Source organism: Crenobacter luteus (assembly GCF_004345725.1).
Classification (GTDB): Bacteria; Pseudomonadota; Gammaproteobacteria; order Burkholderiales; family Chromobacteriaceae; genus Crenobacter; species Crenobacter luteus.
Genome location: NZ_SLXG01000040.1, coordinates 1 through 10,582 on the forward strand (window position 1 = coordinate 1; position 10,582 = coordinate 10,582).

Annotated in this window: 8 protein-coding genes and 6 tRNA genes; 2 read left to right on the forward strand and 12 right to left on the reverse strand. The window is 66.1% G+C overall.

Annotation, left to right across the window (positions count from 1 at the left end; all coding sequences use genetic code 11):
• Nucleotides 1-322: 322 nt before the first annotated feature.
• The 4 genes from EV683_RS13895 to EV683_RS13910 form a co-directional block, all read right to left on the reverse strand.
• Nucleotides 323-535 carry a sigma factor-like helix-turn-helix DNA-binding protein gene (locus EV683_RS13895; RefSeq protein ID WP_066614637.1) on the reverse strand — a complete coding sequence of 71 codons (213 nt, stop codon included), beginning with the start codon at nucleotides 533-535 and terminating at the stop codon, nucleotides 323-325.
• Between the two features lie 145 nt (nucleotides 536-680).
• Nucleotides 681-1,637, reverse strand: a complete 957-nt coding sequence (gene mmuM, locus EV683_RS13900; protein WP_131863192.1) for a homocysteine S-methyltransferase — start codon at nucleotides 1,635-1,637, stop codon at nucleotides 681-683.
• Nucleotides 1,638-1,906: 269 nt separating this feature from the next.
• Nucleotides 1,907-3,724 carry a methyl-accepting chemotaxis protein gene (locus EV683_RS13905; protein WP_066614640.1) on the reverse strand — a complete coding sequence of 606 codons (1,818 nt, stop codon included), beginning with the start codon at nucleotides 3,722-3,724 and terminating at the stop codon, nucleotides 1,907-1,909.
• A gap of 237 nt (nucleotides 3,725-3,961) precedes the next feature.
• On the reverse strand, nucleotides 3,962-4,381 hold the full coding sequence (locus tag EV683_RS13910; protein WP_066614642.1) for a DUF1289 domain-containing protein: 420 nt from the start codon (nucleotides 4,379-4,381) through the stop codon (nucleotides 3,962-3,964).
• 98 nt (nucleotides 4,382-4,479) lie between these two features.
• Between EV683_RS13910 and EV683_RS13915 the strand changes: the two genes are divergently transcribed.
• Nucleotides 4,480-4,731 (forward strand): hypothetical protein, encoded by a 252-nt coding sequence (locus EV683_RS13915; RefSeq protein WP_131863193.1) that lies wholly within the window; start codon nucleotides 4,480-4,482, stop codon nucleotides 4,729-4,731.
• A gap of 219 nt (nucleotides 4,732-4,950) precedes the next feature.
• On the opposite strand, the gene EV683_RS13920 is transcribed toward EV683_RS13915, so the two are convergent.
• From EV683_RS13920 to uvrC, 8 genes are all read right to left on the reverse strand, one after another.
• Nucleotides 4,951-5,036, reverse strand: a tRNA-Leu gene (locus EV683_RS13920).
• A 299-nt stretch (nucleotides 5,037-5,335) separates the two neighbouring features.
• Nucleotides 5,336-5,409, reverse strand: a tRNA-Cys gene (locus EV683_RS13925).
• A gap of 42 nt (nucleotides 5,410-5,451) precedes the next feature.
• Nucleotides 5,452-5,527 (reverse strand) — tRNA-Gly (locus EV683_RS13930).
• A gap of 18 nt (nucleotides 5,528-5,545) precedes the next feature.
• A tRNA-Gly gene (locus tag EV683_RS13935) sits at nucleotides 5,546-5,621 on the reverse strand.
• A 28-nt stretch (nucleotides 5,622-5,649) separates the two neighbouring features.
• A tRNA-Gly gene (locus EV683_RS13940) sits at nucleotides 5,650-5,725 on the reverse strand.
• Between the two features lie 16 nt (nucleotides 5,726-5,741).
• A tRNA-Gly gene (locus EV683_RS13945) sits at nucleotides 5,742-5,817 on the reverse strand.
• A gap of 89 nt (nucleotides 5,818-5,906) precedes the next feature.
• On the reverse strand, nucleotides 5,907-6,476 hold the full coding sequence (gene pgsA / locus EV683_RS13950; RefSeq protein WP_066614661.1) for a CDP-diacylglycerol--glycerol-3-phosphate 3-phosphatidyltransferase: 570 nt from the start codon (nucleotides 6,474-6,476) through the stop codon (nucleotides 5,907-5,909).
• A gap of 13 nt (nucleotides 6,477-6,489) precedes the next feature.
• Complete coding sequence (gene uvrC, locus EV683_RS13955; RefSeq protein ID WP_131863194.1) at nucleotides 6,490-8,292, reverse strand: excinuclease ABC subunit UvrC; 1,803 nt, start codon at nucleotides 8,290-8,292, stop codon at nucleotides 6,490-6,492.
• 420 nt (nucleotides 8,293-8,712) lie between these two features.
• On the opposite strand from uvrC, the gene guaB reads away from it, so the two are divergent.
• On the forward strand, nucleotides 8,713-10,176 hold the full coding sequence (gene guaB, locus EV683_RS13960) for an IMP dehydrogenase (RefSeq protein WP_066614665.1): 1,464 nt from the start codon (nucleotides 8,713-8,715) through the stop codon (nucleotides 10,174-10,176).
• Nucleotides 10,177-10,582: the final 406 nt, after the last annotated feature.

Here is a 10,582-nt window from a genome sequence, read left to right on the forward strand (position 1 = left end):
ATTTCCAGAGCTTCTGGCTGACGACACTTCGCTTCATGCCGGCCAGATGGGGCTTCACACTGCCGGCATCAAGTAGGTTTTGTTAGCGACTCTTATTCTGCTTGGCTTTGCAGAGTGCTGCCCCATATGCCGCAAACCCAAGCTGGGCGTGGCTTTGAAGCGTGAAGGCCAAAATTACCAACGGCAAACGCGAACAGAGCCAAATAAAAACCGGCGGCGACGGTGTCGCGGCCGGTTTTGCCTGCCCCCTTGTGGCATACCCCCTTGAAAAACCCTGATAGCTATATTTTTCCTGTCTCGGCTCGCGGCCGGTGTTCGCGTCTCACAGCGGCAGGTACTTGGCGAGCGCGTTGATTTCCTTGATCGCCTTGCGGAAGCGCGAATGCGCACGCGACACGGTCGACTCGCTCAGGTCCATCTGCTTGGCGGCCGAATAGCCGGTCATTCCCTCGATCTCCATCAGCAGCACCGCCTCGCGCGAGCGCTTTTTGAGGCCGATCAGGTCGGCGATATGGTTGAAGTGCTCGATCGTCATGATGGCTTCTCCTCGCCTTGCGCCTTGGACCGCCGCCGTACCGCCCAGGCGGCGCCGCGGGCGGTCCGACTGTTTGAACGCCGTTGCCGGACCGGTTTGCTTCAGCATAGGACGCTTGCCAAAAAAGTGCAGGTAAGGGCTTGCCCTAGTTTTTGCCGGCATCGCCCAGCGAGCGCCGCCACGTCGCCAGCGCGCGGATCTCGGCCGGGCCGGTACGGCAACAGCCGCCGATCAGCCGCGCGCCGGCGTCGAGCCAGCCGGGCGCGTAGCCGACGAGGTCGTCGGCCTTCCCATGCCAGCACTTGTCCGCGGCGTCGTAACGCTCGCCGGAGTTCGGGTAGGCGAGCAACGGTTTGTCGGCGACGTCGCGTGCCGCCGCCAGCAGCGCGGCGACGTGGGCCGGCGCGCTGCAGTTGACGCCGACGGCGAGCACCTGCTCGCGGCCCGCGAGCGCGGCGGCCGCGTCGACGAAACGTCCGCCCTCGGCGGTATGCGCGCCGTCGCGGCAGGTGAAGGCGAACCAGGCGCGCGCGTCGGGAAAGTCGTCGGCGAGCACGCGCGCGATCGCCTCGGCCTCGAGCGCCGACGGCAGCGTTTCGCACGCCAAGAGGTCGGGGCCGGCCGACAGCAGCGCCTCGAGGCGCGGCCGGTGAAAGTCCATCAGTTGCGCCAGCGTGAGGCCGTAGCCGCCACGGTATTCGGAGCCGTCGGCGAGCACCGCGCCGTACGGGCCGATCGAGGCGGCGACCAGCGGCCTGGTACGGCCGCAGCGGTGTTCCGGCACGGACCAGAAGTCGTCGCGCGCCGCGCACGCCAGCTCGACCGACAGGCGCATCAGCCGCGCGGCCTCGCTCCGGTCAAGACCGCGCGCGGCGAAACCCTCGAAGCTCGCCTGGTAGCTCGCGGTGATCGCGACGTCGGCGCCGGCGGCGTAGTAGTCGGCGTGCAGGCGGCGGATCGCGTCCGGGTCGGCGATCAGCAAGCGGGCCGACCACAGGGGATCGGCGAGGTCGGCGCCGCGCCGTTCGAGTTCGCTGGCGAGCGCGCCGTCGAGCAGCACGAAGGCCTGTCGGGCGAGGAAGGGGCGGAGCGGATCGGTCATGCGTGTCTCCCGTCAAACGTCGCGTCGGTTCAGGCGCCGGCTGGCGCGCAGGAGCGCGGTAGCGAGCCGGGGCAGCCGCGCGGCTCGGCCAACGTTGGCCGACGCCCGGCATACCACGCCACGCCGATAGTTTACGCGAGCACCCGCACCTTGGCGGGCGCCCGCGTACCAAGACCGGGCGGCGGCCATCGCCACGGCGCGGTCCCGGTATCGGGCGCAGCGCAGCAAAAAGCCCGGCATGCCAGCCGGGCTTGGGAAGGAAAGCGTCGTCAGGCGGCGCGCTTGAGCTTGAGCTCCTTGAGCAGGTGGGACGGATCGAAGCCGAAGCGCAAGGCGCCCCAGTGACGGCCGTCCAGCGTGATCGGCACGGCGATCTCGGTCAGGATCTCGCCGTTGTCGCGCGTGTAGGTCTGCAAAATGAAGGAGCGCGTGTTACGCGCCGAGCGCAGACCGACCGCGTCGTTGAAGATGCGCTTGTCGCGGCTGTTGGCGAGGTCGACCTCGAAATTGCCGGTCAGCGGCTTGGCACAATTGCTGTTGTGCGTCGGCGCGTAGCCGTTGGCGTCGACCACCAGGCAGAAGCGGCCGCCCTCGGTCTCGCGCACCACGCGGTCGATCACCGGCTGGATCAGGCCTTCGACCTGCGCGTCGTAGCCGGTGCGGAACTTGGCCGGGTTGGAGCCGGCGACGGGCTGGTAGCGCTGGTCGAACAGGTCGACGCCGCTCTTGAGCAGTTGGCCGAGCTTGTCCTCCAGCTCTTTGCGCGCGGCGCTGGTGTGCTGGATGATCTGGTGGAACTCGCCCTCGCCGACGATGAAGCGGAACACCATGTCCTGCACCTGCTCGGATGCCAGCGCCAGCTCGGCCGACACCTTCTCGGTGTGGCGCAAGCGGCCGCTGACCTGCTGGCTGAGGTCGTAGATCTCGCTGACATGGCGGTTGACCTGGCCGTTGGTGTGAGCGAACGCCTCCATCGTGCCGGCGATCTGCGTCAGGCTGCTGGCGGTCGCCTCGAAGTCGCCCATCATCTTGGCGAAGTGTTGCGAAGTCTTGGCGACCACCTCGCGCGCCAGCTTGGTGTCTTCGGCGATGCGGCCGGTTTCCTGCTGCGTTTCGCCGACCAGGGTCAGCATGCCGTCGACGTTGCCGGAGATCTCCTCGGTGGCGGTCTTGACCCGCTCGGCCAACTTGCGCACCTCGTCGGCGACCACCGCGAAGCCGCGGCCGGCCTCGCCGGCGCGCGCCGCCTCGATCGCCGCGTTCAGCGCCAGCAGATTGGTCTGCTCCGAGATGTCCTTGATCAGGTCGACGATGGTCTTGATGCTGCCCGAGCGGCTGCTGAGCTCGCCGACCGTCTCGTTGAAGTGGCCGACCTTGAGGCTGATGTCGTGGATGCGCAGCGCGACGTCGCGCAGTTCGTCGTTCGACACGCGCGCCACCTCGAGGTTGGCCAGCGTGGTCGTCGAGATCGCCTGCGTCTGCTCGGTGACCTGGTTGATGCCCTGCGTGGTCTGGCCGCTGGCCTCGCGCACTTCGTCGACCAGCTTGTCCTGCTGGCTGGCGCTGGCGATCGACTCGCCGATGTTCTGCCGCGTCGACGCGGTGTCCATCGCGATGCGGATCGTCATCAGCCGCACGTTGTTGATCAGCTCGCGCATCTTGGTCAGGAACTTGTTGTACGACTGCGAAAGGTCGCGGATCTCGTCGTGGGTGATGGTCGGCAGGTCCTTCGACAGGTTGCCGACGCCGGCGCCGATCTCGTCGAAGATCGCCGTCACCATCTTGAGAGGACGCACGATCAGGTAGCGCAGATACCACACCATGAAGGCGATGAAGGCGAAGGACGCCCCCCACAGCACCACGGTCCAGAACAGCGCGTTGTCGAGGCTGGCCTCGAGCGCGGACAGCGCCGCCGCATCCAGCCGCTGCGCCTTGAGCGCGACGCGGATGTCGCCGAGCACCCCGGCGACGTAAACCACCATGCCGAGCTGGAACAGGCTGATGAAAAAGAAGCTGCAGAGCTTTTTGGTGAGGGAATTCCAGAAGGTCTTTTCGACCAGGGTGTAGACATGCCAAAACCAAGCCATTGCGAATTGTCCTCCGAGGGCGGGGCTTCTTATTTGTTGTCCGTCTTATCCGGACATTCTTACCGATTTGACGATCGCTTGACCAGTGCTTAATCCCGGATGAATTTGCGCTGGATCAAGGCGGCCGCCCTCGCCCCGCTGCCTGCGCGAGCATCCATGCCGCACGCAGCAGCCTCAACAGCCATCCATGCTTATAAAGACTATGCCTTTTAGATATCCCGGCATGTCTTGCGACGCTCAGCGCCCGGCCCGCTCGGCCAACAGCTCGGCGTAGGCCTGCGCCGACGGCGCGACGCCCTCCCCCAGCATCGCCTCGACCGGCTCGCCGCCCCAGGCGTCGCGCAGAGCCAGCCGCACGCAGCCCGCACCGCGCGCCAGCCGGAAGCGCGGCAACTCCGGCCGTGCCGGCACCCAGGCCCACTCCTCGCCCGCCGCGTCGCGCTCGATCGCCACCAGCCAGCCGAGAATGCGCCCGATCTCGACGAGGCGGCGGCGCGCTTCCAGCCGCGCCCACACGTCGCGCTTGGCGTCGTCGTCGAGAGCGGTCCAATGCGCCACCTCGTCGAAGGTACGCCCGCAGCCGCGGCATACCGGGTCGCCCAGCGCCGTGGTGCATACCGCCACGCACGGCGAATCCCTGTGTTCCACGCCGCTCATCGCCTCGCCCTCCGCCCGCGGCGGGCCTGCCGCCCTTGACTCCACCGCAACAAATGACTAATAAATAATTTCGATTTCATGAAATGTCACACCACGCCATGCCCCACGATGAATCTCTGGTGTTCCGCATCCTGCGTCTCGTCGGCTGCGGAACGACTCCCTCGCTCGAAGAACGCACCCTGATCCGCAGCGTCGCCGAAACCAGCGGCGACGTCTACAGCCCGGCCGACATCGAACGGCACCTCGGCTACATGGTCGAACACGGCCTGCTCAAGCGCCTGGACGGCGGCAACGGTCGCCACCGGCTGCAGTTGAACTGGGCTGGCTACGACTACCTCGACGATTACTGAGCCGCTCCCACTCCCCGCCGGCGACGGCGCCACGGCCCGCCCGGACAAGGCATGCCCCCGGCGACCGGCCGGATCAGCACGACAGGGGCCGACCGCGAAACGCACACCCAAAGGCTCACAGGTCGGCCCAACAAGCCAAACGCCGGACAACAAAAAACCCGCAAAGCCTTGCGCTATGCGGGTTTTCTGGACTTACTCGGACTTCGCTGGATGCTGTTGTGGTGCCCGGAGCCGGACTCGAACCGGCACGACCGCAAAGTCGGCGGATTTTAAGTCCGCTGTGTCTACCATTTCACCACCCGGGCGCCCGCAAAAAAACGCTGTGCATTCTACGGGCGACCCCGCTCCAGCGCAAGACGCCGGCATCGCATGCGATCGCGACGACGGTTTTGCCCCTTAGAGCCGCTAACAAAACCTCAATCGAGCAACCGTAAGGTCTTGATCCGGCATGCACCGGCTCGCGGGGAAAGTAGGTTTTGTTAGCGGCTCTTAATGGGTTTGCGCAAAAAAATCGGACGCGGTCGGAAAGTCGGGCAAATATCGCGACGCTTCGGCCGGGAAAAGCAAAAATCCCGTGAGCTTTTCAGCTCACGGGATTTTCAACTGGAGGCGGGGGTCGGAATCGAACCGGCGTAGACGGCTTTGCAGGCCGCTGCATAACCACTTTGCTACCCCGCCTTTGACTGGCGTCGAACCGGATTTTACCGGTTCGCAATAAACTGGAGCGGGAAACGAGGCTCGAACTCGCGACCTCAACCTTGGCAAGGTTGCGCTCTACCAACTGAGCTATTCCCGCGTGGCGCTGCGTGAAGGATGGAGCGGGAAACGAGGCTCGAACTCGCGACCTCAACCTTGGCAAGGTTGCGCTCTACCAACTGAGCTATTCCCGCGTCACACAGATTTTTTGAAACAGGTTTTTGGAGCGGGAAACGAGGCTCGAACTCGCGACCTCAACCTTGGCAAGGTTGCGCTCTACCAACTGAGCTATTCCCGCATGACCTGGATCATGCTGGAGCGGGAAACGAGGCTCGAACTCGCGACCTCAACCTTGGCAAGGTTGCGCTCTACCAACTGAGCTATTCCCGCTCTGCTTTCCTGTTTCCGACTCGTCGTCGTCATCAAGAGATTGCGAATTATAAGGATTAATCCGGTGCTGTCAACACATTCGCGCCAATTTATTTACCGGAAAATTCATGAACGGCCATGCGCAGGTAATAAACCATTGACCACAAAGTCAAAATCGCCGCGACCACCATGAAGGCGTTGCCGAGCACGAGCGTCGAGACGCCGGGAATCAGCGGTTCGGCGAACAGGAGCAGCAGGATGGCGGCCATCTGCGCGCTGGTCTTGAGCTTGCCGATGGTGGCCACCGCGACGCTCTTGCGCTTGCCCATCTCGGCCATCCACTCGCGCAGCGCCGAGATCGCGATCTCGCGGCCGATGATGATCATCGCCAGCCAGGCGTAGGTGCGCCCCTCGGCGACCAGCAGGATCAGCGCGGCGGCGACGATCAGCTTGTCGGCCACCGGGTCGAGGAAGGCGCCGAACGACGAGGTCTGGCCGAGCCGGCGCGCGAGATAGCCGTCGAGCCAGTCGGTGACGCTGGCAACGGCGAAGATCAGCGCCGCCACGAGGTTGGCCGAGCGCGGCGTCAGCACGCTGCCGGACAGGTAGAACACGATCACGAACACCGGGATCAGGCCGACCCGCAGCCAGGTCAGGAAGATGGGCAGATTAAAGGGCATGTAGGGGCGCGTCTTAATGCAGGGCGTTGTAAATTTTCTCGGCCAGCGCGCGGCTGATGCCGTCCACCTGCGCGAGGTCGTCGACGCTGGCGGCCGCGACGCCCCTGAGGCCGCCGAAGCGGGTCAGCAGGCGCTGGCGGCGCTTGGCGCCGATGCCCGGGATGTCTTCCAGGCTGGAGGTGACGCGGGCCTTGGCGCGGCGCGCGCGGTGACCGGTGATGGCGAAGCGGTGTGCCTCGTCGCGGATGGTCTGGATCAGGTGCAGCGCCGGATGGTCGCCCGGCAATTGTACCGTCTTTTGCAGGAACGGCAGAATCAGGGTTTCCAGGCCGGGTTTGCGCGCCTCGCCCTTGGCGACGCCGACCACCGGCAGGTCGAGCCCGACCTCGGCCAACACCTCGAGCGCGACGCCGACCTGGCCCTTGCCGCCGTCGATCAGCACCACGTCGGGGCGCTTGCCGTCGCCGCCGGCGATCTTCGCGTAGCGGCGCGTCAGCGCCTCGCGCATCGCGCCGTAGTCGTCGCCGGCTGCGGCGGTCTCGATGTTGTAGCGCCGGTATTCGGACGGCTGCATCGCGCCCTTGTCGTAGACCACGCAGGAGGCGACGGTCGCCTCGCCCATGGTGTGGCTGATGTCGAAGCACTCTAGCCGCTCGAGCGCGTCCATTTCCAGTTGCTCGGCCAACGCCGCCAGCCGCAGCGTCTGCGTCGCGCGGCTGGCGGCGCGCTGGCCGATCGCCAGGCGCGCGTTCTTCTCGGCCATTTCGAGCCACACGCGTCGCTCGCCGATCGAATTGGCAATGATCGCAAGGCGCCGCCCGGCGCGTTCGGACAGGTAGTCGCGCAGCGCCTCGTCGACCTCGCGGTTGACGAGGAGGACCGGCGGCAAGGGCGCCGACAGGTAATGTTGGCCGAGGAAAGCTTCCAGCGCCGACTGCGCGTCGGCGTCGCCTGCGCCGTCGGGGAACAGGCTCTTGTCGCCCAGGTGGCGCCCGCCGCGGATCATGGTCAGGTTCACGCACACCAGGCCGCCCTCCTCGACCGCGACCACCACGTCGCAGTCGAGCTGGCTGCTGCTCTCGACGAACTGCTTCTCCTGCACGCGCGCCAGCGCCTGGATCTGGTCGCGGAGCTCGGCCGCCTGCTCGAATTCGAGCGCGGCGGCGGCCTCCTCCATGCGTGCCGACAGCCGCTCGATCAGTTCGTGCTGCCGGCCCTGCAGGAAGGCGGCGGCGCCGTGCACGTCGCGCCGGTAGTCGTCGGCGGAGATCAGGCCGACGCACGGGCCCGAGCAGCGCTTGATCTGGTACAGAAGACAGGGCCGCGAGCGGTTGGCGAACACGCTGTCCTCGCAGGTGCGCAGCCGGAACACCTTCTGCAGGATCTGGATGCTCTCGCGCACCGCGTAACCGTTCGGGTACGGGCCGAAGAACTGGTGGCGCTTGTCGAGCGGGCCGCGGTAGTAGGCCAGCTGCGGGAAGTCGTGGCCGGACAGCATCAGGTAGGGATAGCTCTTGTCGTCGCGGAACAGGATGTTGTACTTCGGGGCCAGCGCCTTGATCAGGTTGTTCTCGAGGATCAGCGCCTCGGCCTCCGAGCGCGTGACGGTGGTCTCGATCGCGGCGATCTGCCTGACCATCAGCTGGATGCGCGGCGACAGGTCGCTCTTCTGGAAGTAGGAGCTGACGCGGCGCTTGAGGTCGACCGCCTTGCCGACGTAGAGCACGTCGCCGTTGGCGTCGAGCATACGGTAGACGCCGGGCAGGTTCGGCAGGCTGGCCAGCACCGCCTTGGGGTCGAATGCGGGCGTCGTCATCGGCACGGGCACCAGGTCGCCACGCGCTGCCGCGCCTGGCAAAGCAGCCCGGCGCGGTTCCTGTCGTCCGGGCATTGGGAGTGGTCGCGATTGTCGACGCCCCCCACCCTCCCGCCCCTGCCGCGCACCGGATCGCGCTTGGCCCTGGCGACGCAGGACGACGCGCCGCGCGGCGGCGGGTCGGGCAACACCGTCCGGGCGTCCTTATAGCTGTAGTCCGCAGCGGGCTGCGGCGTCGCGCAGCCGAGCGGGGCGGCGAATGTCATTTTTTCTCCATCTTGCGGCGCGCCGGCCGCGGTATGCTGACGGGCCGGCCCCGAACGGGGGCCTTGCCCGGGCGCCAATAGCAGGGTTTGCCTGATTTTGCCAGCGAAAACGTTAGCCGGTATAATGTTTATTTGCCGCAAAGGAAAATGCCAGATGCGTATCATCGAAAAAGCCTACACCTTTGACGACGTCCTGCTTGTCCCCGCGCACTCCGCCGTCCTGCCGCGCGATGTCCTCTTGTCCACCTCGCTGACCCGCAACATCCAGCTGAACCTGCCGCTGCTGTCCGCCGCCATGGACACCGTGACCGAGGCTCGCCTGGCGATCGCGCTGGCCCAGGAAGGCGGCCTCGGCATCGTGCACAAGAACATGTCGGCGGAAAAGCAGGCCGAACAGGTGTCGAAGGTGAAACGCCACGAAAGCGGCGTGGTCAAGGATCCGATCACCATCGCGCCGGACCTGCTGGTACGCGATCTGGTCGCCCTGTCCCGCCAGCACAAGATCTCCGGCCTGCCGGTGGTCGAGGGCGGCAAGGTCGTCGGCATCGTCACCAACCGCGACCTGCGCTTCGAAACCCGCCTGGACGTCACCGTCCGCTCGATCATGACCCCGCGCGAGCGCCTGGTGACCGTCAAGGAAGGCACCAGCATCGACGAAGCGCGCGAGCTGATGCACCAGCACAAGATCGAGCGCGTGCTGGTCGTCAACGACGCCTTCGAGCTGAAGGGCCTGATCACCGTCCGCGACATCGTCAAGACCAGCGAACACCCGAACGCCAACAAGGACGCCCAGGGCCGTCTGCGCGTCGGCGCCGCCGTCGGCGTCGGCGCGGGCACCGACGAGCGCGTCGCCGCGCTGGTCGAGGCCGGCGTCGACGTCGTCGTCGTCGACACCGCGCACGGCCACAGCCAGGGCGTGCTCGACCGCGTGAAGTGGGTCAAGCAGAACTTCCCGCAGGTCGACGTGATCGGCGGCAACATCGCCACCGCCGCCGCCGCGCGCGCGCTGGTCGAGGCCGGCGCCGACGCGGTCAAGGTCGGCATCGGCCCGGGCTCGATCTGCACCACGCGCATCGTCGCCGGCGTCGGCGTGCCGCAGCTGACCGCGATCCACAACGTCGCCGAAGCGCTCAAGGGCACCGGCGTGCCGCTGATCGCCGACGGCGGCATCCGCTTCTCGGGCGACATCGCCAAGGCGCTGGCCGCCGGCGCGCACTGCGTGATGCTCGGCGGCATGTTCGCCGGCACCGAGGAAGCCCCGGGCGAGGTCGAGCTGTACCAGGGCCGCACCTACAAGTCCTACCGCGGCATGGGCTCGCTGGGCGCGATGACGCAGGGCTCGTCCGACCGCTACTTCCAGGACAACGAGGCCAACGTCGACAAGTTCGTACCGGAAGGCATCGAAGGCCGCGTCGCCTACAAGGGCCCGATCGCCCCGGTGATCCACCAGCTGATCGGCGGCCTGCGCTCCTCGATGGGCTACCTCGGCTGCAAGACCATCGCCGAGATGCACGAGAAGGCCGAATTCGTCGAGATCACCTCGGCCGGCATGAGCGAGTCGCACGTGCACGACGTGCAGATCACCAAGGAAGCGCCGAACTACAACGTGTCGCGCTGAGCGACGCGCCGTTCGCGCCAGACGCCACCGTTCGCGGTGGCGTTTTTTCTGGTTCTTCACGGAATAATGGGAACGTGAGGTAAAAGCCGGATGTGAGAACGGCGGTGCAAGGTAAGCTGTTTGTGCGACCAAACCCGCTACCCGACACCGCCGTTCTCATGCCTGATGATATGCGCCACCTTCCGTTCTGGGAAGGCTTCACCGTCTCTCGCTTCCAGCGCCACGCCGATGCCCTCCACCTGGAGCTGGAATCGCTATCCGATACGCAGCCCCGCTGCAGCGGCTGCCAGCGCGTTGGTAGTCCCGTGCATGAGGGTGTGCAGAATTTTGTGTAAACGGACTTTTGGCAGGAAACTGCCGACTTGTCCGGAGTCACAATGAGCAAGAAGAAGCACGACGTACCTGA